We start from the raw sequence: 26,931 nt of genomic DNA, 5'->3' as shown, positions 1-26,931 counted from the left end.
TCGCTGGAAGCGTTCTCCGGGCTCGCGGTGTTCTACAGCGCCACGGTCGGGGGCAGTGCCCGTTCGGCCCAGACGGTCTTGCCGGTCGCGGTGTGTCGGGTGCCCCGGCTGGTGATGAGCTGGGCGACCAGGAGCAGGCCCCGGCCACCTTCGTCGTAGATCCGGACCCGTCGCGGATGCGGTGAGGTGGAGTTGCCGTCGGAGACTTCACAGATGAGTGTGCGGTCGTGGATGAGGCGGAGCTGGATCGGGCCCACCGCCGTTCTCCGCGTCGCCGCCGAGCCGGAGGTCCAGGTCGTCGAGGTGGGCGAGGAGTTCGTCGGGCGGCAGGTCGACGCCGGCCAGTCTCTGTACGGCCGTACGCAGTCTGCCCATGGCGGCGGATGCCTGGATGCCGTGGCCGACCACGTCGCCGACGACGAGGCCGACCCGTGTCCCGGAGAGTTGGATGATGTCGGACCAGTCGCCGCCGATTCCGGCCCGCGAGCCGGTGGGCAGATAGCGGCAGGCGACATCCACCGCCGACTGCTGTGTCGGCCCGCGGGGGAGAAGGCTCTCCTGGAGGGCGGTGGTGCGTTCGCGGGTGTAGCGGCGGGCGTTGTCGACGCGCAGGCGGCACGGCTGGCCAGGTCCTTGGCCAGGGCGAAGTCGTCGTGGTTGAAGGCGTCGGGCCGGGTGCGTACCAGTACCGTGACGCCACGGGTGGCACCGCGGGCGATCAACGGCACCGCCATGAGCGCGATACCCACGTGACGGCTCAGCCTTTCGGCCCGTGCGGGGACGGTCGCGATCCAGCGGTCGAAGTCCTCGTCCCCGCTCCGACTGAGCACCGGCAGCCCGGAACTCAGTGCCCGGGCAGGAGGGGAGTAGGGCGGATACGTGTCGGTGGCGCCCAGGGCGATGATGGCCTCGGGGGCGCCGTGGTCCGTGGGCATGCATGCGAGCTGCCGGAGCCTGACGGACCCGTCGAGTTCGGCGTACGGCGGCTCGTCGCCGTGCATCACGGCTTCGAGCAGATCCACGCCGGCGAAGTCGGCGGACCTGGGCACAACCAGTTCGGCGAGTTTCTGGGCCGTTCGGTCGAGGCTGCTGCCGATCGTGACCGCCGAATCGTCGAGGATGGCCAGCCGCGCGGAACCTCCCTGCACCCGTGGCCATTTCGGCCGAGCAGGCAACGGCAAGGACATAGCCGATGCCGCGCTCCTCCAACCCCGCGCGCGCTCTCGGGTCGCCGCCATGGACTCGTCACCCGTGACCCAGCCGACGCGGTGTCCGGCATCCCAGAACCGTTCGATCATCCTGAGGGCCAGGTCCGGCTCGGTCGCGAAGACGGTGTCCTCGCCGAGCCCCGCCGTCCGGCAGCGATCCGGATCACTCGTCCAGGAACGCGGGATATACAACTCCCGGTCCACCGCCGTGTGTCCCCGGGCGCCGGCATGGACGAGGTAGACCGTGACCTGGGAATTCTCGATCCGTCCGGCTGTGCCGGTGTACTGACGCCGGACCCCGACGCTGTGCATGCCCTTCTTCACGTTGGCGGTCTCGTCCACGACGAGCACCGCGGCCTCGTCATGGAGGTGCTCGACGACGTCGTCGCGGACGTCGTCGCGGACGGCATCGGCATCCCGGACGGCTCGGCACAACAGATGCTGCCTGCCGTGAGGGCTGGCCTCCCCGGCCCACTCCGCGATCGTCCAGCAGTGCTTGCGGGGCAAGTCCGACAACAGTCCCAGCCGCCGCCGCCCGGCTCGCAGGCGGGATTCGTATCGGGAGGAGCGGCCCGCGATGCGGCCCATGGCCCCCGCGAACGCCTCCCGCCACCGGACGGGATCTATGCTGTGACCTGCGGCCACCATCTCATCGTCAGTCCACACAGCTCACGATGATCAACGGTGGCCGCACTCGTCCACTCACCGGACCGGGCCTACGAGCGTTCGGTGAGCAACTCCGCCAGGCGGTCGGCGAACTCGGTGAGCCAGTCCAGCCGTGGTCCACTGCGGGCTATACGAAAACCGTGATGGCGACCCCAGAACGCAGCCTGGACGGCATGGAACTGGGCCCACCGCTGGACGCGTTCACGGTCGAGTTCCGCGGCCTCTGCGAAGACGTCCAAGACGCGGTGGACGGCCTTGCGCAGGTCATCCGCTTCCAGGAGCGTCAGCGCGCGGGACTTCAATAGCGTGCCACCGTCGTAGGCGGGATCTCCCACGTACCCCTTGGGGTCGACAGCCAGCCACGGCTCTCGGTCGGCACGCAGGATGTTCCGGGCGTGCAGGTCGCCATGGATGAGGGTGTCCGGCTGGGCCCGACCCAGCTCCCGAACGGTCTCCACGGCGGCATCCAGCACCTGACGCGGCAGCGCATGCGGTAGCTCCTCGGCGTCCTTGAACAGCTGCTCCTCCCAGACATCGGCCTGCTGACGAAGCCGGGGCAGGCCGGGCGGTGCGGGGATGGCCAGGCGGCGATTGAGTCGCCCGGCGACGGTCACCACCTCGTCACCGTCCTCGACCTCCGCCAGGGTCGACGGCTGAACCCGCTCCAGCAGCATCGCGAACCGCTCGTCGTCGCGCTCATGCAGCAGGACGGCGCCGCACCCGCCCCACGCAACGAACGCATCCGGCTCATGGACGTTGCCGGGATGCGGAAACGACACCTTCAGCACGGCGCTCTCCTCAGCCAGCCGCCGTACCGGAACGATGACGCCAACACCTCCGTGCATGACCTCGCCATCCGGCACGCACCCCCAGCGCCCCAGCAACTCCTCCACGATCCCGGGCAGCTCGGCAAGCCATGCCGCCCCGGCCTCCCCCTCGCGGTCGACGGTGCTCTGTACGAACTCCTCTGGCATCGCGATCATCCCGGCACCCTACGCGCCAGCCCGCCGCAGCCACCAAGCCCAAGCCGGCCGCTGCCCCCGCCCGGAAGACCTCGCCCCACGAAGATCGCGATCGACAGCTGGAGTACTAAAAGGGGCCGTTCACGTTGTCGATCGAGCCGTATTTCGCGGCCGCGTAGTCGCAGGCCGCGGTGATCCCGTCGGGGGAGGCCTTGGGGTTGTCCCCGCAGGTTGCGGGAGCGTAAGGCGGCGGCAGTGAGTGGCCGCGGGCCTCGGCCTGAAGTGCAGCTGCGATTCAGCCTTGCCGAACTGCCGCTCATTGAGCTGTTTTCAACATGGCCGAGGGCGGGCTGAGTTGGTGGTGAGTTGAGTGCGGGAGGGGGTGAAGCTTCTGGTGGATGAGGTGTTGACAAGACCAACCTGTCCGCCCGGAGCTTCACGTGCCCGGAAGGGGGAGTGACGGGCCCGCATCACCGACAGCTCTCATATAACTGATGAAGCCCAGCCCCTTTCCCTTGCCTCGGCGATCCTTCAGCCGGTGCTGCCGTCCTCCAACTGCTCGACGACGCTGCGGGGTTCGCGGCCGAGCAGATTGGCCAGCAGAGGGTCGACCCCGGCGAAGCGGCCCTCGCGAGCGGCCTGGTATCTGGTGAGCATCCTCCGTGCCATCCCCTCCGCCATGCCATCCGCGACCTTGTCCGCGATCCACTCTTCGTCGTCCAGCACGACTCGCTTGACCTCGCGGCCGCTGATCTCGGAGGCCATCGCGGCGACGTCGGCGAGGGTCACGGCCTGCCGCGCGGTGAGGGTGACCGGCCCGTCGAACCTCCGGTCACCGGCCAGGATGACCGCTGCCGCTTCGGCGGAGTCGGCGCGGTCGGTCCAGGAGATCGGGCCATCGGCCGGAGCCGCGATCTCGCCGGTCTGCCGCCAGGGGCTGAGCAGCCAAAGGACGCTGTGGGCGTAGTAGCCGTTGCGCAGTGAGGTCCAGGCGACACCGGATTCGGCGAGGAGCACCTCGGTCGCGGCGTGATCGCGGGCCGGGGGAAAGTGGCTGTCGGCCCCGGCGCCCTGATGGCTGGTGTACAGGATGCGCCGGGCTCCCGCCGCGACGGCAGCCTCGATGCCAACGCGGTGCAAGCCGACATGGTCGGCATGCGGGTCATTGGAGGACACGAGCAGGACCTGCTCAGCACCCTCGAAGGAGTGGTGCAGCGCGGCCGGATCCGCGTAGGAGCCCTGACGCACCCGCACCCCGCGTTCGGCTAAGTGCCGCGCCTTGCCGATGTCGCGCACGCTTACGCCGATCTGCTCGGCAGGAACACGCTTGAGTAGGTGCTCAACGGTGGCGCCGTTCAACGCGCCCGTGGCCCCGGTGACAACGATCATGATGAATCCCCTTTTACTTGTCACACCCGCCGCACTCAGTACGTACAGAATTGGATTGCCTCAGCGGCCCTCAAGCAGCAACGGCAGAAGAATGTCGTCGACGAGGTGCTCGACAAAGCGTTCATCGCACGGCTCGCCCGCGACGACCACACGGTGCACGATGATCGCCGGAGCGATCTCGGCAAAGAGCTCGGCGGCCCGGGGAGTCAACCGCTCGCCGTCCCCGATCGCCTGGCGGAATGGCTCATCAGTCATCGCCGCCTCGTCCCGGCGCAGAATTCGACGCATCTCCTCGGCAAGCCGCGGGTCCCCACGCATCCCCGCGAACAGCGCCCCGAGCAGTCCGATCTCCTGCTCGGCAATCTGCCGGGCCAGCCACCCGGCAAGCGCGAGCAGGTTCTCCCGCAGGTCGACCGCGGCAGGCGAGGGCGGCGTGGCGTGCGAGCGATAGTCCACCGCCGCAGCAACCAGGGCGGCCTTGTCCCGGTAACGACGGTAAATCGTCGTCTTGGCGACCCCCGACCGCCCCGCAACCGCCTCGATCGACAACTGCTCGTACCCGAGCTCCGTCAGCAGCGACAACGTCGCCTCCAAGATCGCCACATCCCGACGAGCATCCCGCGGCCGACCCATGCCGGCCGCCGCGTCCGCCCCGCCGCCACGCAGCCCACTCGATGCCCCGGCCAAGAGTGACCGCCCCACTTTCGATACGCTACCGTTGCGTATCGAAAGTAGCCCCTGATCATCCCCGAAGCCACCCCGAACAGCGGGCGGACAGTGCTTTCCGGCCACCGACGCGGCGCCCTATTTCGGAGTCAGGCCTGGCGCGGCGGCGTGGCGCGACTGGGCCCCGGGCAGGATGACGACCGGAGTGCGCGGCCCGCCTGGGGCCGACGGGGAGTTGGTGACGATCGGGGAGCCGGTGGTGGGCCGGTCGGTCGGGAAGCCGGTGGGGGCGTTGAAGGCCAGGGCGGGCTGGTCGGCCAGAGCGCCGTTCACGACCTGCTGCCAGATCAGGGCGCAGATGTGCGGCATGGCGTCCGGCTCCCGTCGTTGGGTCGTGGCGACATCGTCGGGAAGGGCTCCGGGGGGGCAACAAGCCTTCCGTGTCACGGAAGGCTAGGCGGAAAGCGCCTGGTGAGAGGTGTGATATGAGGTGTGGTGTCGATGCCTGTCAGTAAGGAGGGCGGTAGTCACGCCTTGGACTTGGGTTGCCAGCCAGTGTTGGCTGTTGATCAATTATTTGCGAGGTATGACCTTATTGGTAAACTTCTGAAGACTTTTTCTCGGCGTACGGCTGGTACAGCGGCAGATTGCGTATAACTGCAGATCAAGGTTGGTCTTGTCGTGAGGAGAGGGTCTGGGGTCAAATCCGGGTCGAATTCGCCTTCCAGTCGCCATGTGCGGTGGATTGTTGCAGCTCAACAATTCGTTTTCGGCATCGACGAGAAGACCGCCATCCGCTACGCGGACTCAGCACGCGCGCTTCTGGGAGACGCCGCCGAGCAGGCATCGCAGTGAAACCCACTCGACCTGCTCAACCGACTGACGAGATCATGGACAGATGTCGTCGACCGAATCAACAGCCCGCGAGCTTCAGGACCGCGCCGTTCTCTGGAGTATGGGCGAGATCCGCGCAACCGACGTTGTCACTGCCGCCTGTGACGCACTCGTTGCCGGCCTCGACAGTCCAGCCCTGCGGATCCTGGCCGCGTGCACGCGCGCGGAGGCGGATTACGACGTCCCCGACCTCCTGCCCCCGGCACTCGACGAACTGGGGCTCACCTCTTACTCAGTGGGCAGCATTGCCGGACAGGAAGCCGCCGCACGAGCACTTGCCGCCCGGATGCTGGCCGGCGAACTGACGCCACGCGAGCTGGCCTTCAGGATCCATCAGCGCTTCGGGCACGAGCTGTCTCTGGCCGAGCGACTCGCCAACCTGGACGACGACTACGACGTCCTCGAATACGGCGACAGAACACAGGCGCAGGTCGACGCCGATGTCACGGCCGAAGCTCTTCGGCTTGCACAGCACTCTCGTGTTCCAACCGAACCCACGGATCCACCGACCTGAAGCAGACCGATGAACCCGTGGGTTCAGGCTGAAGGACCTTCGGTTTCCTTGAACCCACGGGGATCGGACTGTGGCGTAGGTGTGTCCGCGTTTGATCGCGAAGTCGTCGACGCCCAGCACCCGTGGGGTGTCGTACGACGGGTCGGCCATCGCCCGCACCCGGTCCAACAGCCCCACCCGCCCCGCGGTGATGCCCAGCGCCGCGGCCACAGGGCTCCGGCGCGGTCGGTCAGGGCCAGCCCGATGACGTTCAGCAGTGCCCCGAGCCGGTCGGTGCAGCGGGCGTGCGCGCTGGTGAGGCCCGGTATCTGTTCGGTGAACGTCCGTTGAGCACACTCCGTGTTCGTGCAGACGAACCGGTGGACCTGTTCGCCGCGTCACCCGGACACCGGTTCGAGCGCCGTGGCCGAGCAGGACCTGCTCGGCCACGGCCGCGTTCTCATGAAGACGGGCGACGTACCGGGTACCGGAAATCGGCGGGACGGCCGGTCGGTACCGCAACAGTGGGCCGGAGGGGGATCTGGCGCGGCGGGGAAGTGGAGTCGGTCGAACTGGATGCGGAGGTTTTTGGACGGCTTCGGTCTACGGTTCGGAGGTTCCCGTGCTGGGGGAGTGGTGCTTGCCGGGGGTGGTGGTGCGTATGCGGAAGGTGCCGTCGGGGGCGGTTTCGGAGCGATCCCGGATAGTCCCGGCGATTGTGCCGGGCCACTTGGTCGTACTGGACCAGACCGCCTCCGCGAAGTCGGCGCCGTCGGTGCGGGCTCCACTCAGGTCGGCCCCGGCCAGGTCCGCGCCGCGCAGCCGGGCTCCGACCAGCTGGGCCCCTCTGAGGCGCGCTCCGGTCAGGTCGGCTCCGGCCAGGTCCGCGTGGGTGAGGTCGGCGCCCGTCAGCTTCGCTTTGTACAGAAAGGCCAGAGTGAGCCTGGCCCTGATCATCTGGGCCTGGGAAAAGTCCGCGGCGAAGAGATGGGCGCAGGTCAGGTCGGCTTCCGTGAGGATGGCCTTGGTCAGGTCGGCCTCGCTCAGGTCAGCGGAGGTCAGCTGGGCCCGCAGGAGCTTCGCGCCGCGCAGGTCCGCCTTGTCCAGTGCGACATCGGTGAGGTCGGAGTCGGTCAGGTCGGCCCCGGTCAACTCAGTCCCCGAGAACAGGGCGCCGGTCAGGTTCGTACGGGTCAGGCGGGCACCGGACAGTGTTGCGCCCATCAGATAGACGTCGGCCAGGTTCGCGCCGGTAAGGATCGCCCCCGTCACGTCCGCGCTCACGGTGTTCGCTCCGGCCAGGTTCGCGCCTTTCAGGTTGGCTCCCGACAGGTTCGCCTGCGTCAGACGTGTCCGGGTCAGGTCGGTCCGGCTCAGGTCGGCGCCCGTCAGGATCGCTTTCGTGAGGTCGGCCCGGCTGAGGTCCGTTCCGGCGAGGCTCACGCCCACGAGATCGATACGGTGCAGCTGCGCGCCTGACAGGGAAACGGCCGTGCCGGACTTCAGCGCACTCCTGAGGCCGTCCCGCCCGACGGGTCTGGCGGGCCGGAAGGCCCGCGTCTCCTTGCCCTGGCCGACGTCACCGGCGCGGAGCGGCCGGAACGCCGGGGCGGCATCGCAGAAGGCGATCAACAGCCGTTGGAAGAAAGGAGGTTGACTCTTTTCCTTGGACTTGTAGGGCTCGGGCGACCAGCCGTGCACGCGGTACGCGTCATCGAAGAGCTGCTCCGAATCGTCCCGCATCCGGTCGGCCGGCCCGATGGGCCAGACGGTCTCCGAGGTCCACCGCGCCCCGGCCAGGTTCGCGCCCGTCAGCTCCGCGCCGCTCAGGTCGGCACCCGTCAGGTCGGCCCGTTCAAGACACGCCCCGGTCAGGTCGGCACTGGTGAGGTTCGCCCGGACGAGCACCGCCCCGCCCAGGTCCGCTCTGCGCAGCCGTGCTCCCGCGAGGTCCGCGTCCAGCAGGTTCGCGTGCGTCAGGTCCGCTCCGGTCAGGTCGGCCTCTGTCAGCCGTGCCCGCACCAGCCTCGCCGAGCCCAGCTCCGCGCGGTCCAGGCGAGCCCGCGTCAGGTCGGCGCCGATCAGATTCGCCACATAGAAGAAGCTCCGGGACAGGTTCGCCTCGCGAAGGCACACCCCCGGCAGCGTGCCCAGTTGCGCGTAGACCCAGGGCAGATCCACCCCGGTCAGGTCCGTCCCGTTGAGGTGGGCGCCTTTCAGGTTGACCGGCCGGGCCACCTCCTGCGCGCGGATGCGCCGGGCCAGGTTGTCGGCCCACGGGTACGGTCCGTCGGCGGCCACGGGAGGGTTGCCGGGCGGCGTGTACCAGTACCGGCGGTCGGTCAGCCGTATCTCCGTTCCCCCGTCCAGGGCATCGGGTATCAGGGTCCGGAGCGCGAGCCGGCCGGCCGGCTTGAACACGATCGGGGTGACGACCCCCAGGACCAGCGCGATCATGGACCTGACCGCATTCCCCGCCCCCGCCGTGCCGGCCAGAGTCGCCGCCGTACAGCCGACCGCCGCGCCCAGGAGCGCGTGCATGCACAGGCCTGCGACGAGTGCGCCGGCGCCGGGCCCGTCGGGGTAGTCCCACCGCCCGTACCGGTGTGTGAACGGGTCTTCGTCGCGCAGCAGAGCAGCCCGGATGATGAGACATCTGTACAGGGCGGCACCGATCAGCCCCCACACCGCATATGACCACATGAGGTAACGATATGGGTCGGGTGTCGATCACCAACAGGGCCATTCCACAGGCTGGTTGACGCCGCACCGGGGTGACGGACCGGGGTTGCTTGATGGCGCCCGGGCCGGCCGCGACGGGTCGGCCCCGATACCCCCACCGCGAGCGTTCATGTCGCGAAAGCTGGCGGCACCAGGTGATGGCCAGGTCAACAAGGCCCCGACCTCGGCTTGGTCGCAGCCACGCACGACAACCGCTTCGGCGCGGCCGTCGAAGCTGGATCCGTTCACGCTGCTGATCGACGAGCACTCCTCGTCCGAGGCGTTGCGTTGACCACTTGAACCCGCACCGATGAGAGGGTGCAAGCGTCCTGCGAGCAACCGCGCGGTCCGGCCAGGGACTGAGAGTCCGGTGTTCATACCTTGCTCGCGACCACCATGTAGTTCTCGGCCTCAAGATCGAACGTGCTCAGTTCCGTTTGGAGTCCGACCCGGTGCAGCTCGACTTCGAATTCCTCGTACCGGTAGGGGGCCAGCAGGACAGCAGTTCCGAGCGGACAAGAACCAACCCGGTCGCATCAACTTGCGCGATCGCAATCTCGATGTGGTGCTCCTCCTCCCAATGCGGCGCAATCTCCCAGCGGTAGACCACGACGGCATCGCGACCGTTCCGGCGGACGAGTCGGTCACTGATCTCCAGCCGGGAACCTCTGGCCCTCACGAGTTCCCAAGTGCGGGATGTGAGTACCAAGCGCCCGCCGGGGCGCAGAAGCCGTGACATCGACTCCAGAGCAGCACCCCTGCCTTTCGCGCCCGCGGAATGGTGAAGCGAGTTGCCAACGCAGAACACCACGTCGAACGTGTTGTCCTGGAAATGGTCGGGCAACTCTTCCCAGTTCGCCCGTACGACCCGGACGGATGCCCCGAACTCCTCAGACAACTCTGCAGTCCGACGAACCATCGCCTCGCTGGCGTCAGTTGCGACAACCTGCATGCCACGACCGGCGAGGCCAACCGCCAACTGTCCGGTTCCGCACGAACAGTCGAGGACGGGAGCGTTCGACGGCAGGAGATTGAGAACGTCGTCGAACGACGCGGCGAACTCGGCTGGAGGCAACTTTGCATCCGAGATGAGCCATTCGTACACCTCGGCAAGCACGTCATAGCCTGTCACAACCACTACCTCCGTCACGCGGCAGGCTCACCGTAGGACGTCAGTCCATCAGCGGAGCAAGCCGGGCACCAATGGCTTTCGCAAGGAATGGCTCTGACGGTGTTTGTGGGTTGTCAGTTGTCCGTCTGAGTGGGCTCTGGCACAGATGTTGAGGAGCGGTCACTGAGCGTTACCGCGGTGTTCGATTGTGGAGGGCTGCTTCCCTGCGAGACCGCGTGCGCCGTGCCTTCGAGCAACGGTTGCTGACGCTCCATCAAGTCGGTGCGGAGCCCTGCTCTTTGCAGCGGCAGCCAGTGACGGTGCTGGTCATGCAGACCGACGCACTGTTCTGGAAGATGCTCGTGTTCGACAGGGTCGACGAGATGGACGTCGAGAAGGTGACCATCGCCTTCGGGACGATCGACCTCGTGGCCAAGGGTCGCACGACGGGTGCGACCTGCCCTGACTGCGGCCGCCACTCAGAGCGCGTGCACGGCTCCTACCAGCGCAGACTGCGGGATCTGCCGCTCGGTGAGCGGGGCGTCGTGATCCTGCTGAAGGTCCGGCGCTTCGTCTGTGACGCAAGGACATGTCCGCGCCGCACGTTCGTCGAATCGTTCGCGTGGCTGACCTGCCCGTACTCGCGTTTCACCACCCGGCTCGGCCGTCTCCTGGAGCACATCGGGCTCGCATTGGCCGGACGGGCCGCGCCCGGATGGCGGCCCAACTGGGCCTCGCTGCCGGGCGGATGACGCTTCTGCTCCGGGTGATGGCCTTGCCGGATCCGCAGTTCAACACGCCGCGGGTGATCGGGGTCGACGATTTCGCCACCCGCCGCGGCCACTCGTAGGCCACCGTGACTCCGCCGTGAGTTCAGAGAAACTGAGGGGTGTTCAGCGGGAACCCGTGGGTCCGTCGGTGTGCTGATCGGTGGTGAGCCCGTGAGTTGGGGATGAAGAAATGGGTTCGGCTTCGGCGGATGACTCCAGAATCTGCCGGGCTGCTGTGGCATAGCGGATCGCCGTCATCTCGGCGATGCCGAAGACTTCGGCCAGGTGGAGGGGGTCGGGGCCATGAGTGAGAGCTTCTTCGAGCTGGCAGTCGACGCGGAGTCGCTCCAGCGTGGCGGCCTGGTGGCGGACGGGGCTGGTAAGCCAGAGCCTGCTGACGGGCTCGGTTCCCAGCGCGGTCTGCCGGTTGACCAGCAGATGCGGGTTGGCGGTGTTCGGCCATCGCCGACGACGGTAGGTGAGCCAATCTGTGATGGCCTGCCGCGTGAGGTCGTCCAGGTGACGAGCGTGTCCGGCGAGGCTGATCCGGCACTCGCCGAGATCGATGTCGTCCAGTCGAAGACGGGCGATGGTCTTCGACTGGGCTGCGTGAACGGCTGCCGGCAGGATGATGACGCGGGCCGTGGGGGTCGTCGCGGCGGGCCACGGCCCGGTGGATCTCATCGGTCTCGAGCGGAAGGATCACTCCGTAGTTGCGGCGTGCGCGGCGGATCCGGATGGTGGGGTCACGGAAGAGGGTCCTTTGCGGCGACGCCACCTTCAGTCTTGCCCGCGGCCACGGCTGATCTTCTGGAACGCGCCAGCAGAGGAAGGGGCGACCTGTATCCAGCATCGCCGGGTTGGCTGGGGGACCGGTAGACATCGACTTCGACAAGTCTGATGCGTCCGGCGGGCCACCGCGACCTGTTCGAGTGCTGGGCTGCCACTCCGCGTCGGTCCTGCGGGTGTCCGCCGTCAGTGCCGCCCACCCAGGATGATTTTCCAAACGCGCGTTGCCACCTGCAGATTGAGCCGGGTGTCCACATCCGTCAGGTCACGGTCGCTGATCTCACGGATGCGCTGCAGCCGGTAGCGCAGGGTGCTGCGGTGGACCGTCAGCGCGGCGGCCGCATCGTCGTAGTTGCCTCCGCAGTCGAAGTAGCGCGAGAGCGTCTCCACCAACTCCGTGTCGTGTTCCGCGTCGTAGTCGATCAGCTGTCCGAGCCACTCTCGCACGAAGCCTTCGAGCTCCCGGAGAGAGTTGCCGGGCCCCAGGATCCGGTACAGCCCGAGTTCGTCGAAGAACGTCGTCCCGCTGTGCTGGCGGGAGTGCTGCCGCACCTCCAGGGCCCGCAGCGCCTCCTGATAGCAGCGGGGCACGGCATCCGGGGAGTCGCAGGGGGTGCTCACCCCGATCGCTCCGTCGGGTGTCCCCAGTTCATGGGCCAGGGCCGCGTGCACGGCATCGGCGTTGGGCCTGGTTTCGGTCAGCAGGATCACCCGGTCGCCGCGACGGGTGATCAGCGGACGGGTCGCTGTGGCTGCCGCCGTTTGCTCGACGGCTCGGGTGAAGGAGTTGTCAGGGGCGTTGCCGGGCCAGTACACCACGACCACGTAATGGGTACGTTGCAGGTCGTGGCCCACGGCTTCGGCCCGGGCGTAGGCGCTCGTCTCGGCAGTGCCCTCCAACAGGTCGTCGATCAGCCGGCGGCGCAGCCGCTGTCCGACCTCGGCGAGTTCACGCATATGCATGAGCTCCTGGGCGAGCGACCGCTGGGCGTGATCCAAGGCGAACATGGTGTGTTCGTCGGCCTTCCCCTCGGGGTCCTCGAGGGCGAGTACGCCGAGGAGTTCGCCGCGCGGCCGGGCCAGGGCGATCAGCCGGTCCTTGACTTTGACCGGGCCCGCCTCGTGCGCGATCTGCCGCAGCATCTCGTCCTGGTGGGTCGAGGACCGCACCGGATAGGGGTCGGGCCGGTCGGGACCGGCCCAGGACCTCAGGTTGCCGAACCGGTCCTCGATGAGTGCCGACAGCCCGGTGAGCTCGTACAGCGCTTCGGTGATGGCGTCCTCGCCACCACCCCGGGCAGCGACAAGGGCGAGCGTCTCGTGCACGGTCTCCTGCAGATGCAGCTCGGAGCGCATCGTGTCCAACTGCCGCAGCGCGGTGTCCCGTTCGGTGCGGAGCCGACTCGGTTCGCCGGCGTTGTCATGGTGCGCGGGGCGTGTGCCCGCCATCGACAGAGCCGCCGATGTGAGCCCCACGAGGGTCGAGAGGAGGAAGTGCCCCTCCTCATCGGGCTCGGAGGCGGAGGAGACCACGATGTAGCCGAGCAGACAGCCGGCCCCGCGCAGGCCGAACGCCCAGTTCCAGGACCGCTCCGGAAGGGATACGGAGCCGTCAGCCGCGCCCAGCGCTTTCATCCGTGCGTCGTCGACCGTCGGCGCTCCCGCGTCGGGGCCGGGGACGCGGGACAAACCGTCGCCCGTTGCGAGGTACCCGGCCTCGGCGTGGTAAGGACCAAGGGCACTGACGTGCCGCATGGCCAACCGCACGATCTCACTGTGCTCCGCGCAGGTGAACAGGGCGTGGGACAGCACCAGCAGCCCGTGTGGGTCCAGCGCCGCGAGCGGACGGGGAGCGTGCCGTTCGGTGCCCGCGGTGTCGCTCGGGTGGTGGGTCACTTCCAGAGCGGAGACCTGGGAGGACAGCCTCCGTGACGGATGGCGGTCCATTGATCACTCCGTTCTCTTCCGGTCATCGGAGGCGATCGAGCGAATCGTGGGATCCGTGCCTGGGCGAACCCCGCGTACCCAGCCTAGGCACGGACATCGGACTTGTCCGAATTTGGGCCTTGTTCTCGTGGACCGACCGACTGCGTCGATTTCCGACCTGCCGGGGTCAGGCGGGGCAGGCTGCTCACTTGTCACTCTGGACTTGTCAGGGATCGCCGGGCGCACCGGTGGCCGTGGCGGAGAGTTCTGGCTGATGAACGAACAGGCCCCCAGGGGCACCGTCTCGTACACGACCCATCAGAGGGCGGAACGCGCCGTCGATCACCTTTCCGATCAGGGCTTTTCTGTCGAGAGGGCGGCCGTCACGGGCGGGGCGTGAGCCTGGTCGAGCAGGTGACCGGCCGCACAGGACGTGGCGGGGCCGCGTTGCGCTGTACTGCGCGGTCGGCGGGATATTCGGGCCGGTGAACTGGCCGGCCTCCATGCAACCCAGCAGGCCGGCCGAGCTGCCCGGCGGGACCGGCCCCAGCACAGGCGGCGCGGCTCGGAAGAGCAGCCGCCCGCAGAGCGGTCCCGCAGCCGCCTGAGCGAGTGCGTAGGACCGGGCGCGACTCCGAGGGCGAAGGGGGGCGCCCGTCGCGGAAGGAGTTCCTCATGGCCAAGGCAGTAGGCATCGACCTGGGTACCACGAACTCGGTGATCGCCGTCTGGGAGGGCGGCGAATCGACGGTCGTACCCAACAACGAGGGCAACCGCACGACACCGTCCGTGGTGGCCTTCACCGATACCGGCGAGCGTCTGGTGGGCCAGCTGGCTCGCCGCCAGGCGATCCTCAACCCCAAGGGCACCATCTACTCGGCCAAGCGGTTCATCGGCCGGCACTTCGACGAGATCTCCGAAGAGGCCAAGGCCGTCGCGTACGACGTGGTCGAGGGAGACGGCGGCGCCGCCCGCTTCAAGGTGCGCGACAAGCTGTACGCGCCCGAGGAGATCAGCGCGCAGGTGCTGCGCAAGCTCGCCGACGACGCCTCCAAGCAACTGGGCGAGCGGGTCACGGAGGCGGTCATCACGGTGCCCGCCTACTTCAACGACGCCCAGCGCACCGCTACCAAGGACGCCGGACGGATCGCCGGCCTGGAAGTGCTGCGGATCATCAACGAGCCGACCGCGGCCGCTCTCGCCTACGGCATGGACAAGAAGGAGCACGAGACCGTGCTCGTCTTCGACCTGGGCGGCGGCACCTTCGACGTCAGCGTCCTCGACGTCGGCGACGGCGTGGTGGAGGTGCGGTCCACGGCGGGCGACACCCATCTGGGCGGCGACGACTTCGACCGCCGGCTGGTCGACCAGCTCGCCGACGGCTTCCAGAAGGAGAACGGCATCGACCTGCGCAAGGACCCGCAGGCGCTGCAACGCCTCTTCGAGGCCTCCGAGAAGGCCAAGACCGAGCTCAGCTCGGTGACCCAGACGCAGATCAGCCTGCCGTTCATCACCGCCGACGCCTCCGGGCCCAAGCATCTGACCACGACGATCATGCGGTCCACGTTCGAGCAGATCACCGGCGACCTGGTGGAGCGCTGTCTGGGCCCGGTGCGGCAGGCCATGGACGACGCCAAGGTCAGTGACAGTGACATCGACGAGGTCATCCTCGTCGGCGGCTCGACCCGCATTCCCGCGGTCCAGGCCCTGGTGCGGAGGCTGACCGGCGGCAAGGACCCCAACATGAGCGTCAACCCCGACGAGGTCGTGGCGTTGGGTGCCGCGATCCAGGCCGGGGTCCTCAAGGGCGAGGTCAAGGATGTCCTGCTGCTCGATGTCACCCCGTTGTCGCTGGGCGTGGAGACGCGCGGGGGCGTGATGACGAAGATCATCGAGCGGAACACCACCATCCCGGTGCGCCGCACCGAGACCTTCTCCACCGCCGAGGACAACCAGCCCGCCGTCGACGTCGTCGTTCTGCAGGGGGAGCGGGAGAGGGCCGCCGACAACCGGGTCCTGGGTCGCTTCCAGCTCACCGACATCCGCCCCGCGCCGCGCGGCGAGGCGCAGGTCGACGTCACCTTCGACGTCGATGCCAACGGCATCCTCAACGTCACCGCGCGGGACAAGGACACCGGCAAGGAGCAGAGCATCACCATCAGCGAGAGCTCCAACCTCGACCGCGGCGAGGTCGAGCGGATGGTCCAGGAGGCCGACACCAACCGCGACCAGGACCAGGCCCTGCGCGAGGCGGTCGACGCCCGCAACGAACTGGACGCCATCGCCTACCAGGTCGAAAAGCGCCTGGGCGAGCTCGGCGACGCCGCGCCCGCACATGAGAAGGCCCGCGCCGAGATGTTGGTGGCCGAGGCCCGCGAGGCGGTCAAGGACGAGGCTGGGGTGGACAAGGTCCGGCCGCTGACATCCGAACTCCAGCAGGTCTTCGCGGGGCTCGCGGCCCACCAGACCGGATCCGCCGCGGGAGGTCCGGCAGGCTCCGGCTCACCGGACGGATCCGGTACCGGCGGGGCCGCGCCGGGCGGCGCCGGGGGCGACGACGATGTGATCGACGCCGAGTTCGACAAGGGCTGAGGTGCCCGCCATGCCCATCCCACCGCAGGGCCCAGAGCCCCACCCGCCGCCGGAAGGCGCCGTACAGCCGCCACGCGGAGATCTTGCGCAGCCCGGACAGCCGACCGAGGAGGCCGAGCCGGGGCCCGACGCCGCAACCGGCGCCGCCGCACCTGACGACGCATACGCGGCCGCGTTGGCAGAGGTCGAGGACCGCTGGCGCCGCGCCCTGGCCGACCTCGACAACCTGCGCAAACGCCATGTCAGGGAGCTGGAGCGGGAGGGTGCGGCCGAACGCGCCCGTACGGCCGCGGCCTTCCTGCCCGTCATCGACAACCTGGAACTCGCCCTGAGCCACGCGGCCGCCGACCCCGGCGCCATTGTCGAAGGCGTCCGCGCTGTGCGTGATCAGGCCGTGAACGTCCTGGAGCGGCTGGGCTACCCGCGCCACGCGGAGAGCGGCGTGCCGTTCGACCCGGCCCGGCACGAGGTGGTCGGCGTGGTCCAGGATCCCGACGCCGATCCGAACACCGTGGTCAAGGTGCTGCGACCCGGTTACGGGGAGGCCGAGCGGCAACTGCGGCCTGCCGCTGTGATCGTCGCCAAGCGGGAGTGAGCGGCCATGGCACGCGACTTCTACGAGGTGCTCGGCGTCTCGCGCACCGCCGACCGGGACGAGATCCAGCGGGCCTATCGCACCCTGGCCCGCAAGCACCACCCCGACGTCAACAAGGACCCCCAGGCGGAGGAGCGGTTCAAGGAGATCAACGAGGCCTTCAGCGTCCTGTCCGATCCGGAGCAGCGAGCCCGGTACGACCGCTTCGGCGAGGACTTCCGGCAGGTCCCGGACGACTGGGAGGAGCGCGTGGCCGCCGGTGCCGGAGCCGGCAACGGCGCCCGTCGGACCACCGGCGGCGGTCCCCGGGTGCGGTACTCCACGGCAGGCTTCGAGGGCGAGGGGGTCGACGTCGAGGACCTGTTCGGCTCGCTGTTCGGCGGCGCCGGGCGAATGCGCGTGCCCGGCGCCGACCAGGAGGCCGAACTGCCGCTCACCGTCGAGGAGGCCTATCGGGGCGGCCGCCGTACGGTCACCCTCGCGGGGCCGAGCGGGCAGCGGCGGTACCAGGTCGACGTGCCGCCCGGAACCACCGACGGGCAGCGCATCCGGCTGGCCGGGGAGGGCGGGCGCGGAAGCGCCGACGACGCTCCCGCCGGGGACCTCTACCTGAGGGTGCGGATCAAGCCGCACCTCGAGTTCCGCCTCGACGGCCGGGACGTCCACGTGCGGCTTCCGGTCACCCCGTGGGAGGCGGCGCTGGGAGCGACCGTGCCGGTGCACACGCCGAGCGGTGACACGGCGAAGGTGACCGTGCCCGCCGGGTCCTCCAGCGGACGGCGCCTGCGGCTGCGCGGCGAGGGCATGCCGGGCCCGCGCGGCGCGAACGGAGACCTGTACGCGGAGCTGCGGATCATGGTGCCGCCCCGGCTGAGCGACCGGGAGCGGGAGCTGCTGGAGGAACTTGCCGCTGTCTCCTCGTTCGACCCCAGGAGGACCTGATGACCGACCGACCGGCCGAGGCCCGCGCATCCCACGCACGCACGACCGAGGTGGGCGTGCAGTACGCGATCGTGCCCGTGCCCATGCTCTCCCTGGAGACCGTGGCCCGCCGGTCAGGTCTCCATCCCGACCTGATCCGTCGGTTCGTCGCCCTCGGACTGGTGGACGCCGGCCGTGACGCCTCCGGACGGCTGGTGTTCGCCCCCATGGCCCCGGCCGCCCTGGCCCGCGTCCAACGTCTGCGCACCGGGCTGTGCCTGAACTACGCATCCCTCGGTCTGGTGCTCGATCTGCTCGACCGCATCAGCCTGCTCGAAGCCGCGCTGCGGCGTGCAGGCATGAGGAGTGATCTACCACCATGGACATGAACCGCCTGACCCAGAAGTCACAGGAAGCCCTGCAGGAGGCCCAGAGCGCCGCCGGCCGCCTGGGCCATACCGAGGTCGACGGCGAACATCTGCTGCTCGCCCTCGTCGACCAGGAGGAGGGCCTGATCCCGCGGCTGCTGCAGCAGGCGGGCACCGAGCCCAAGGAGCTGCGCGCGGCCGTGCGCGAGGAGCTCTCCCGCCGGCCCAAGGTGACCGGTCCGGGCGCGGCGCCGGGCCAGGTCTTCGTCACCCAGCGCCTGGCCCGGCTGCTGGACTCGGCGGAGCGGGAGGCCAAACGCCTCAAGGACGAGTACGTGTCCGTGGAACACCTGCTGCTGGCGCTGACCGCGGAGGGCTCGGCGACCGCCGCCGGGCGCCTCTTGAAGGAGCACGGCGTGACCCAGGACTCCTTCCTCGGCGCGCTCACCCAGGTCCGCGGCAACCAGCGCGTGACCTCCGCCAACCCCGAGGTGGCCTACGAGGCCCTGGAGAAGTACGGCCGTGACCTGGTCCTCGAGGCCCGGTCCGGGCGGCTGGACCCGGTCATCGGCCGGGACGCCGAGATCCGCCGCGTCACCCAGATCCTCAGCCGCAAGACCAAGAACAACCCCGTCCTGATCGGTGACCCCGGCGTCGGCAAGACCGCCATCGTGGAGGGCCTTGCCCAGCGCATCGTCCGCGGCGACGTGCCCGAAGGACTCCGCGACAAGATCGTGTTCGCCCTCGACATGGGCTCCCTGGTCGCCGGCGCCAAGTACCGCGGCGAGTTCGAGGAACGCCTCAAGGCCGTACTGTCCGAGGTGAAGGCCGCCCAGGGGGGCATCCTGCTCTTCGTCGATGAACTGCACACCGTCGTCGGCGCGGGCGCCGCCGAAGGGGCGATGGACGCGGGCAACATGCTCAAGCCCATGCTCGCCCGCGGCGAACTGCACATGATCGGCGCCACCACCCTCGACGAGTACCGCAAGCACATCGAGAAGGACGCCGCTCTCGAACGCCGCTTCCAGCAGGTCGTGGTCGACGAACCGAGCGTGGAGGACACCGTCTCCATCCTGCGCGGACTGCGCGAACGCCTCGAGGTCTTCCATGGCGTCAAGATCCAGGACACCTCGCTGGTCGCGGCAGCGACGCTCTCCCACCGCTACATCACCGACCGTTTCCTGCCCGACAAGGCCATCGACCTCGTCGACGAGGCCTGTGCCCGGCTGCGTACGGAGATCGACTCCATGCCTGCCGAACTCGACGAGATCACCCGCCGGGTGACCCGCCTGGAGATCGAGGACGCGGCCCTGTCCAAGGAGACCGACCCCGCCAGCAGGGCCCGACTGGAGGAACTGCGCAGGGAACTGGCCGACCTGCGCGGCGAGGCCGACGCCAAACGCGCCCAGTGGGAGGCCGAACGGCAGGCGATCCGCCGCGTACAGGAGCTGCGCCAGGAACTGGAGCAGGTCCGCCACGAGGCGGAGGAGGCCGAACGCGCCTACGACCTCAACCGCGCGGCCGAACTCCGCTACGGCCGACTCCAGGACCTGGAACGCCGGCTCGCCGCGGAGGAGGAGCAACTGGCAGCCAAACAAGGGCAGAACCGGCTGCTGCGTGAGGTCGTCACCGAGGAGGAGATCGCCGAGATCGTCGCCGCCTGGACCGGCATCCCCGTCTCCCGCCTCCAGGAGGGCGAACGCGAGAAGCTGCTGCGCCTCGACGACATCCTGCGCGAGCGCGTCATCGGCCAGGACGAGGCCGTCAAGCTCGTCACCGACGCGATCATCCGTGCCCGCTCCGGCATCCGTGACCCTCGCCGCCCCATCGGCTCGTTCATCTTCCTCGGCCCCACCGGCGTCGGGAAGACCGAGCTGGCCAAGACCCTCGCCCGGACCCTGTTCGATTCCGAGGAGAACATGGTCCGCCTCGACATGAGTGAGTACCAGGAGCGGCACACCGTCAGCCGGCTGATGGGCGCACCGCCCGGATACGTCGGCTACGAGGAAGGCGGCCAGCTCACCGAGGCCGTACGCCGCAAGCCTTACTCGGTCGTGCTGTTCGACGAGATCGAGAAGGCGCACACCGATGTCTTCAACACCCTGCTGCAGATCCTCGACGACGGCCGCATCACCGATGCCCAGGGCCGCACGGTCGACTTCCGCAACACGGTGATCATCATGACGTCCAACATCGGCTCCGAGCACCTCCTCGACGGCGCCACCGCCGAGGGCGAGATCAAGCCCGACGCCCGCGCCCTGGTGATGGGCGAGCTCCGCGGCCACTTCCGCCCGGAGTTCCTCAACCGTGTCGACGACATCGTGCTGTTCAAGCCGCTCGGTGAGCGGCAGATCGAGCGGATCGTGGAGCTTCAGTTCGACGAGCTGCGGCAGCGGCTCGCCCAACGCCGCATCACCGTCGAACTCACCGATGCGGCAAGGGAGTTGATCGCCCACCAGGGCTACGACCCGGTGTACGGGGCCCGGCCGCTGCGGCGTTACATCTCCCACGAGGTCGAGACACTGGTCGGACGCGCCCTGCTGCGCGGCGACGTCCAGGACGGCGCGACGGTGCGCGTCGACGCCGAGCACGGCGAACTGGTGGTCACCTACGACCAGCCCGAGGACGAGAAGGGAGCGAGGGCGGCATGAGCACCGTACAAGCCACCAACGTCACCTGCCCGCACTGCGGGCGCACCAACCGGGTACCCGTGGCCGCCGAGGGCCGCCCCAGGTGCGGCAACTGCAAGCAGCCGCTGCCGTGGATGGCCGACGCGGGCGACGACGACTTCACCGAGGTCGTCGAGCAGGCCACCGTGCCCGTCGTCGTCGACCTGTGGGCCACCTGGTGCGGCCCCTGCCGCATGGTGAGCCCCGCGTTGGAGAAGGTCGCCACCGATCTCGCGGGAAAGATCAAGCTGGTCAAGGTCGACATCGACAAGAACCCGCTTCTGGCGCGGCGGTTCGAGGTGCAGGCGGTACCGACCCTGCTCGTCCTCGACAGGGGGAGGACCATCGCCCGGCAGGCGGGGGCGGCACCCGCTCCCGCTCTGCGCCAGTGGGTGGAACAGTCGATCACGGCCCGGAAAGAGTGATCCGGATGACCCTGCACGCAGACCCCCACCTCGCGCTTGTCCGGCCGGTCCAGCCGCTGACCCCAGAAGGGTGTCAGGAGTGTCTGCTGCTCGGCTCCCCGTGGGTCCACCTCAGGCTCTGCCTGACCTGCGGCCACGTCGGCTGCTGCGACTCCTCGCCGAACCGGCACGCCCGGCGACACGCCGCCGCCGACGGCCATCCGATCGTGGCGTCGCTGGAGCCCGGCGAGGACTGGCGCTGGTGCTACGTCCACGAGGCGTTCGTGTGATGCCCGGCGACGAGACGCGGACGGACGCAGCGCCTGTGCCGGAGGAGAGCGTCCCCTTCGAGACCCCCGACATCTACGGCGCCTATCCACGCCTGCCGGACGACACGATGGACCGGCTGGCCCAGCACGGCCGCAGGCGCCCGGTCGACGCCGGTGACGTGCTGATCCGGGAGGGCGAGCGGTGCGACACGTTCTACGTCGTCCTCAGCGGCGCGGTCGCCATCCTCGAGGACTACGGCACGCCCGGCGAACACCTGCTGCGTGTGCACGGCCCTGGCCGCTTCATCGGCGAACTCGGCCTCCTGAACGGACAGGTGGCCTTCTACACCGCCGTGGTCAGAGACCCCGGCGAGATCCTCGCCCTGTCCATGGACCAGCTGCGTGACCTGGTGGCCCGGGACTCCACCCTTGGTGATGTGGTGCTGCGCGCCTGCCTGGGCCGGCGCGCTCTGCTCGTCGGGCAGGGCGCCGGTTTCCGCATCATCGGCTCGCGCTATTCGCCCGACACCCGGCGGCTGCGCGAGTTCGCCGCCCGCAACCGGCTGCCACACCGCTGGATCGATCTGGAGACGGACGAGGAGGCCGAGGCGCTGCTGCGCCGCTTCGCGGTCGGTCCGGAGCAGACGCCGCTGGTGATCTGGCGGCACACGACCCTGCTGCGCAATCCGAGCAACGCCGAACTGGCCCGGTTCATCGGCCTGCCGCCCCTGCCGTCGGGCAACGGCCGCGGCGACCTCCTGATCGTCGGCTCCGGTCCGGCGGGTCTCGCCGCCGCGGTGAACGCCGCTTCCGAGGGCCTCGACACGACCGTGGTCGAGGCGCTGGCCACCGGCGGCCAGGCCGGGACGTCCTCCCGCATCGAGAACTGCTTCGGCTTCCCCTCCGGCATCTCCGGCGCCGAACTCACCGAGCGCGGAGTGCTCCAGGCGGGCAAGTTCGGTGCCCGGATCAGTGTCCCGGTGGAGGCGGCCCGGCTCGAACGGCGGGACGGCCACTACGCCGTCGGGTTCGCCGACGGCAGCGAGATCACCGCCCGTACCGTCGTCCTGGCCACCGGCGCCCGCTACCGCCGCCTCCACGTGCCCGGCACCGAGCAGTTGGAGGGCACGAGCGTCCACTACTCGGCGACCGTCTACGAGGCCCAGCAGTGCCGTACCGACCCGGTGGCGGTGGTCGGCGGTGGGAACTCCGCGGGCCAGGCCGTGCTCTTCCTGGCCGCGTACGCAGCGCAGGTGTATCTGCTCGTCCGCGGGCCGAGCCTCGAAGCCCACATGTCCCGCTACCTGATCGATCAGGTCGAACGCCACCCGCGGGTGCGCGTGCTGCTGCACACCGAGGTGACGGAGGCACTCGGCGACAAGGCGCTGGAGGCGGTCACCGTGGTCGACCACCGTACGGGCGAGCAGCGCCCCCTCGCGGTGCGGGCCCTGTTCGTCTTCACCGGTGCGGACCCGCACACCGAGTGGCTGTCCGGCGCGCTCGCCCTCGACGCACGCGGCTACGTGCTCACCGGCGCGGAGGCGCAGGCCTGTTCCGTTCCCGAACTGTGGCAGAGCCAGGGGCGCGACTGCCTGATGTTGGAGACCAGCCTGCCCGGCGTCTTCGCTGTCGGCGACGTCCGCAGCGGCTCGGTGAAGCGTGTGGCCTCCGCGGTAGGCGAAGGCGCGATGAGCATCCACTTCGTGCACCGCTACCTGGGCCACACGCTTGCGCCCGGCGGCACCGACAGCTCCCCGCACACCCGTCCGAAGGAGTCCGCCTGGCTCGCATGACCCCCAGCGGGCGACGCGATCACGCCAAGGAGAGGCAGGCGATGGGAATGACCACGCCCGTCCGGCAGGACAGGCCCCTGGGCTGGGCACGCAATCCGCTGACGGAGGCGGGCGGCCGCGGTTGCACCAGCGCAGTACACCGGTGGGCATGTGCAATTGGGTGAGGACACCCGTGCAGAACTGCTCCGGAAGCCGCTTCGCCACGCCGGGTCGTGCCCCATGCAGTCAAGGATCGTGGCGTGCAGAACGTCCCCGGTGAACGCATGGTCGAAAGCGTCGCCGCCCAGTTCCTACGCAGGCTCCAGAACCGCCGTCGAGACGACCCGCCCGGTGCCGATCGACCAGGGCGGGAGAAAGGCCTCCGCCCGGTCTGCTCCAGCAGCGGGGTGGCCGCCGCGGATCAGCAGGATCACTGCGGCAGCCGAGGAAGCAGATCGCACTGACGCTGTGCGGCCGTGGCCTGCATTGCCTGGTCCGGTCGCCACTCACAGCAGGAGGTCGAAGACTGCTCGGGCCTCGTCCCAGTGCCGGGTCTGGGGGTTCTTCAGGTCGGGGTGGAGGATCTTGAAGCACTGGGCAAGGGCCAGGCTGAGTCCGCCGATGATGTCCGGATAGGCCGCCTCGGTCTCCTCGTCGGGCGTGCGGTCCAGAGCGGGGTGGATGGCGAGCTGTTCCAGGATCGGCTTGAGTTCCACCTCCTGGTCGATCTTCCGGAAGTGGTGAATGCTCTCCTGCAGGCCTTTCGTGATCGGTAGGTCACAGGTCCGGATGATGTCGCGCCCGTTGGCCTTGGCGGTGGCCTGGGCGACGGTCAGCAGATCGTAGAGCTTGGCGTCGACGAAGTTGCTGTAGCGCTTGAGATCGTTCTTGTCGACGTCCAGTCCCGCGGCCGCGCGGAAGAACCTCTCGAACCTGGCGATGGACATCACGGTCATGACGGCAACCTCCGGCTGCGGACGCCGGGGTGGTTCCCGGCCTCCTGGGCTTTCCAGTCAGCCTGGCCGACGGGAGCGCGCGAACGCATGCGCATGTCGGGCCCAATCGGCCTCCGTGTATTGCCCTGCCAGGCCCAGGCGTGCGGATCGACAACAGAGTGAACACCGCATCGATGCGCGGGTCCACGTTGGGATGATCCGCCGGATGTCGCTGCCGATGAGGCAGAACGCCGCGGACCAGTAGCCTCAACCGCCTTGCAAACGCTGGGCAGCCGGCGGGCAACGCGCATCGGGTCAAGCATGGGTAGCGACAGCAGCACGATGTGCTCCGGCGGGCTGATCATCGCAGTGGGGTAGGTGTGGCTCCCCGCAGGGCAGCTCCGTAACCCTTCCTCAGCCGCTGGGGCTGAACAGATGGCGCTGGGCATGTGGTCATTGCTCGCCCCCCCTGCTGAGCGGGTGCCGGCTTGTGGGTGCGGGTCGGCCAGGGCCGCGCGTCCGCCGAGCGCGGTGCTGTCAGGAGGTGGCGGCGCGGCCGGCGCGACCCGGCAGGGCGTTCCGACTAGGCTCACCTCGTGACGTGGCTGCGGGCCTTCCGGGAGGTCGTGCGATCCGGGCTCACGATCGAGGAGACGCGGCTTGAGCCCCTGCTCGCGCTGCGCACAGCTGCGGGGATGGCGATCGTCATCGGGCCGGCGCTGTGGCTGGCCTCCCCTGCGTACGCCGCGTCCGCCGCCCTCGGTGCCTACTCCGCGGGTGGGGCCACCTTCCAGCGCACCTGGCGTCCACGTAAGGTGATCGCGCTCGGCGCGGGCGCGGGTCTGGCGCTCAGCACCTTCGTGGGCTATCTGGCGGCGGGGCGACTCGTGACGTTCCTCCCACTACTGACTGTATGGGCCTTTGCCGCCGGGATGGCGTGGGCCGCCGGATCGACCGCCGGGATCGTCGCAGGGACGACGGTCGGCAGCATGCTGGTGACCGTCACACTGCCCACGAGCGTCGGGCGAGCCCTGGAGCACGCCGGGATCATCGCGCTCGGGGGAGTGGCGCAGGCCGTGCTGATCCTGCTGTTCCCGATCCGCCGTTGGGGGGCGCATCGTGACGCACTCGCCGACGCCCTGGCCGCCGTCGCGGACTACGCCCGCCGGCTGCGGCAGGACCCGACCGCCCCGTTCGACCCGGAACCGTTGATGACGGCCCGGTACGCGGCCGCCGTGACGCCAGCACAGGCCCGCACCCGTCCCCCCGCCCTCCACGGCCCCCGGGGTCTGGCCGAGCGCATTCGGCCGATCGTCGCCGCGCTCGCCGACCCGGGCGTCGGCGCCCCGGCGGAGGGGCCCGGGCGTGACCGCGCACGGGAGTTGCTCGACACGGCCGCCGACGTCCTGGACGCGGCCGCCCGTTCGATCCGCCGCGGCACTCCCGCCGAGGTGCCGCCCGGGAGCACGGACGTCCTGCGTGTCGACGAGGAGCACGAGGTTCTGGAGGGCCCCGCGCGACAGGCCGCCGAGCGGCTCGTGGAACTGCTCGGCGAGGCGTTGGAGATCGCCGGGTGCGGCGGCGCACGTGGGAAGACGCCCACGCCGCCCGGCCCCGCGGGCGCCCAGTTCCTGGTGCGCCCGACAGTGTTCCAGCTGGTCCCTGTCGTCGTCCGGGCGGTCCGTCGTGAGCTCCGCCGGGACTCGCCCGTGTTCCGGCACGCCGTCCGCCTGGCGGCGGTGGCCACGCTCGGCTACCTGATCGCCGCCCGGCTGCCCCTGGGCCACGGCTACTGGGCGCCCATCGCCTCGGTGATGGTGATGCGGCCGGACTTCCACCGGACGTACGCGCGTGCGGTGGCCCGTCTCGCGGGGACTCTGGCTGGGGTCGCACTCGCCACCGGGATGGTGCGGGCCCTGGGCCCGGACGCCCATGTGTTCGGCGCCCTGGCGGTGGTCTCGGCGGGCCTGTCGTACATGCTGAACCGCACCGGCTACGCCTACTCCCAGTGCTTCACCGCCGCGTACGTCGTCTTCCTGCTCGGCATGGGCGGTCAGGCATGGGAGCAGACGGTCCCGGAGCGGGTGGTGCTCACCCTGCTCGGCGGGGCCCTGGCCATGCTGGCGTACGTGGTGTTCCCCGCATGGGAGACGCCCAAGCTGGCGGGCCGCCTTGCGGACTGGCTCGCCGCCAACGGCCGCTACGCAGCCGCCGTGCTCCGCAGCTACGCCGACCCGACCCGGGAGCATCGCGCCGACATGCGCAGGGCGCTGCTGGCGAGCAGGGAGGCACGTGCTGCCTGGCAGGAGGCCTACGACCGGGCAAAGCGTGAACCGGTCCGCCCCAGGGGGCTGACGTCGCGCGAGGCGGAAGAGGCGCAGGAGGCACTCAAGGGGTTCGGCCGGGCGGCGATGCTGATGGAGAGCCACGTCCCGCGGGAGGACAGCCGTTTCGTCCCCGAGGCGGAGCAGTTCGCCGAGGCCCTGGAGGCGGACACCGCGCAGGCGGCAGCCGATGTGCGCGAACACAGGAATCCGGACTGGGGGCGTGTGGAGAAGGCGTTCCACGCATGGGAGGGCGCCGCCGGGGACCGGAGCCCGGTAGTGCGGCACGAGGCGGAACTGCAGAAGCGGGCCCTGGAGGACCTCTCGACGGCCGTGAGCCGCACACCCCTGGAACGGGACGTCGGCTCTGCTCGCGAGGAGCAGCGGGTGCGGGCGGCCGTGGCGGCGGAAGGTGACGGATCAGGATCCGCCCATCAGGGCGGGTGACGGCTCCGGCGACGGGGAGCGCCGCGCCTCCTGGAGCCGG

General features: G+C 69.5%; 20 protein-coding genes and 4 pseudogenes. 12 read left to right on the top strand and 12 right to left on the bottom strand.

Features of this window, described 5'->3' with window-relative positions:
* Positions 1-32 precede the first annotated feature (32 nt).
* The 6 genes and pseudogenes from OG504_RS01645 to OG504_RS01620 all read right to left on the bottom strand — a co-directional run.
* Positions 33-1,130: pseudogene (locus OG504_RS01645) on the bottom strand (SpoIIE family protein phosphatase); the annotation flags it as partial.
* Positions 1,129-1,796, bottom strand: a pseudogene (locus tag OG504_RS01640) (IS701 family transposase); the annotation flags it as partial. The pseudogenes OG504_RS01640 and OG504_RS01645, both read right to left, overlap by 2 nt.
* Before the next feature lie 128 nt (positions 1,797-1,924).
* Positions 1,925-2,857, bottom strand: a complete 933-nt coding sequence (locus tag OG504_RS01635; RefSeq protein WP_405988021.1) for an aminoglycoside phosphotransferase family protein — start codon at positions 2,855-2,857, stop codon at positions 1,925-1,927.
* Between the two features lie 510 nt (positions 2,858-3,367).
* A complete protein-coding gene (locus OG504_RS01630; RefSeq protein ID WP_405988020.1) occupies positions 3,368-4,225 on the bottom strand; it encodes an SDR family oxidoreductase in 858 nt (285 codons plus the stop codon).
* Between the two features lie 60 nt (positions 4,226-4,285).
* Complete coding sequence (locus tag OG504_RS01625) at positions 4,286-4,828, bottom strand: TetR/AcrR family transcriptional regulator (protein WP_405988019.1); 543 nt, start codon at positions 4,826-4,828, stop codon at positions 4,286-4,288.
* Between the two features lie 201 nt (positions 4,829-5,029).
* Positions 5,030-5,260, bottom strand: a complete 231-nt coding sequence (locus tag OG504_RS01620; protein ID WP_405988018.1) for a hypothetical protein — start codon at positions 5,258-5,260, stop codon at positions 5,030-5,032.
* Between the two features lie 529 nt (positions 5,261-5,789).
* On the opposite strand from OG504_RS01620, the gene OG504_RS01615 reads away from it, so the two are divergent.
* Entirely contained in the window at positions 5,790-6,299 is a 510-nt protein-coding gene (locus OG504_RS01615) for a hypothetical protein (protein WP_405988017.1), read from the top strand.
* A 582-nt stretch (positions 6,300-6,881) separates the two neighbouring features.
* Here the strand turns inward: OG504_RS01615 and OG504_RS01610 are convergent.
* Positions 6,882-8,981, bottom strand: a complete 2,100-nt coding sequence (locus OG504_RS01610; RefSeq protein ID WP_405988016.1) for a pentapeptide repeat-containing protein — start codon at positions 8,979-8,981, stop codon at positions 6,882-6,884.
* A 148-nt stretch (positions 8,982-9,129) separates the two neighbouring features.
* Here OG504_RS01610 and OG504_RS01605 point away from each other — a divergent pair, with 148 nt between their 5' ends.
* The gene (locus tag OG504_RS01605) at positions 9,130-9,291 is read left to right on the top strand and encodes a hypothetical protein (RefSeq protein WP_405988015.1); all 162 of its coding nucleotides are present in this window, start codon (positions 9,130-9,132) and stop codon (positions 9,289-9,291) included.
* 82 nt (positions 9,292-9,373) lie between these two features.
* On the opposite strand, the pseudogene OG504_RS01600 reads toward OG504_RS01605, so the two are convergent.
* Positions 9,374-10,131: pseudogene (locus OG504_RS01600) on the bottom strand (class I SAM-dependent methyltransferase).
* A gap of 308 nt (positions 10,132-10,439) precedes the next feature.
* Between OG504_RS01600 and OG504_RS01595 the strand changes: the two are divergent.
* Positions 10,440-10,862, top strand: coding sequence for a transposase family protein (locus OG504_RS01595; protein WP_405988014.1), 423 nt, complete (start codon positions 10,440-10,442; stop codon positions 10,860-10,862).
* A 141-nt stretch (positions 10,863-11,003) separates the two neighbouring features.
* Here OG504_RS01595 and OG504_RS01590 read toward each other — a convergent pair whose 3' ends face one another.
* Both OG504_RS01590 and OG504_RS01585 read right to left on the bottom strand, forming a co-directional pair.
* Complete coding sequence (locus OG504_RS01590; RefSeq protein ID WP_405988013.1) at positions 11,004-11,564, bottom strand: hypothetical protein; 561 nt, start codon at positions 11,562-11,564, stop codon at positions 11,004-11,006.
* 291 nt (positions 11,565-11,855) lie between these two features.
* A complete protein-coding gene (locus OG504_RS01585) occupies positions 11,856-13,616 on the bottom strand; it encodes a PucR family transcriptional regulator (protein WP_405988012.1) in 1,761 nt (586 codons plus the stop codon).
* A 654-nt stretch (positions 13,617-14,270) separates the two neighbouring features.
* On the opposite strand from OG504_RS01585, the gene dnaK reads away from it, so the two are divergent.
* Genes dnaK through OG504_RS01545 form a run of 8 tightly spaced genes read left to right on the top strand, consistent with a single transcriptional unit; the run spans position 14,271 to position 23,206 of the window.
* Complete coding sequence (gene dnaK, locus OG504_RS01580; protein ID WP_405988011.1) at positions 14,271-16,187, top strand: molecular chaperone DnaK; 1,917 nt, start codon at positions 14,271-14,273, stop codon at positions 16,185-16,187.
* Positions 16,188-16,197: 10 nt separating this feature from the next.
* A complete protein-coding gene (locus OG504_RS01575) occupies positions 16,198-16,782 on the top strand; it encodes a nucleotide exchange factor GrpE (protein ID WP_405988010.1) in 585 nt (194 codons plus the stop codon).
* Positions 16,783-16,788: 6 nt separating this feature from the next.
* Positions 16,789-17,724 (top strand): DnaJ C-terminal domain-containing protein, encoded by a 936-nt coding sequence (locus OG504_RS01570; RefSeq protein WP_405988009.1) that lies wholly within the window; start codon positions 16,789-16,791, stop codon positions 17,722-17,724.
* Entirely contained in the window at positions 17,724-18,092 is a 369-nt protein-coding gene (locus tag OG504_RS01565) for a chaperone modulator CbpM (protein WP_405988008.1), read from the top strand. Before OG504_RS01570 ends, OG504_RS01565 begins: the two co-directional genes overlap by 1 nt.
* Positions 18,083-20,722: an ATP-dependent chaperone ClpB gene (clpB, locus tag OG504_RS01560; protein ID WP_405988007.1), complete on the top strand. Its 2,640-nt coding sequence runs from the start codon at positions 18,083-18,085 to the stop codon at positions 20,720-20,722. The genes OG504_RS01565 and clpB overlap by 10 nt, the downstream gene beginning before the upstream one ends.
* Positions 20,719-21,165 carry a thioredoxin gene (trxA, locus tag OG504_RS01555; RefSeq protein WP_405988006.1) on the top strand — a complete coding sequence of 149 codons (447 nt, stop codon included), beginning with the start codon at positions 20,719-20,721 and terminating at the stop codon, positions 21,163-21,165. Before clpB ends, trxA begins: the two co-directional genes overlap by 4 nt.
* A gap of 5 nt (positions 21,166-21,170) precedes the next feature.
* Complete coding sequence (locus OG504_RS01550; RefSeq protein ID WP_037568790.1) at positions 21,171-21,434, top strand: UBP-type zinc finger domain-containing protein; 264 nt, start codon at positions 21,171-21,173, stop codon at positions 21,432-21,434.
* The gene (locus OG504_RS01545; RefSeq protein WP_405988005.1) at positions 21,434-23,206 is read left to right on the top strand and encodes an FAD-dependent oxidoreductase; all 1,773 of its coding nucleotides are present in this window, start codon (positions 21,434-21,436) and stop codon (positions 23,204-23,206) included. Before OG504_RS01550 ends, OG504_RS01545 begins: the two co-directional genes overlap by 1 nt.
* Positions 23,207-23,308: 102 nt before the next feature.
* Here OG504_RS01545 and OG504_RS01540 read toward each other — a convergent pair.
* Together OG504_RS01540 and OG504_RS01535 are read right to left on the bottom strand one after the other, a co-directional pair.
* Positions 23,309-23,577, bottom strand: a pseudogene (locus tag OG504_RS01540) (serine/threonine protein phosphatase); the annotation flags it as partial.
* A gap of 114 nt (positions 23,578-23,691) precedes the next feature.
* Entirely contained in the window at positions 23,692-24,141 is a 450-nt protein-coding gene (locus OG504_RS01535) for a DUF1931 family protein (protein WP_405988004.1), read from the bottom strand.
* A gap of 575 nt (positions 24,142-24,716) precedes the next feature.
* On the opposite strand from OG504_RS01535, the gene OG504_RS01530 reads away from it, so the two are divergent.
* Positions 24,717-26,891, top strand: a complete 2,175-nt coding sequence (locus OG504_RS01530) for an FUSC family protein (protein WP_405988003.1) — start codon at positions 24,717-24,719, stop codon at positions 26,889-26,891.
* Positions 26,892-26,931: the final 40 nt, after the last annotated feature.

This window comes from Streptomyces sp. NBC_00986 (assembly GCF_045162565.1).
Classification (GTDB): Bacteria; Actinomycetota; Actinomycetes; order Streptomycetales; family Streptomycetaceae; genus Streptomyces.
This window is presented reverse-complemented; position numbering and strand designations above follow the sequence as displayed.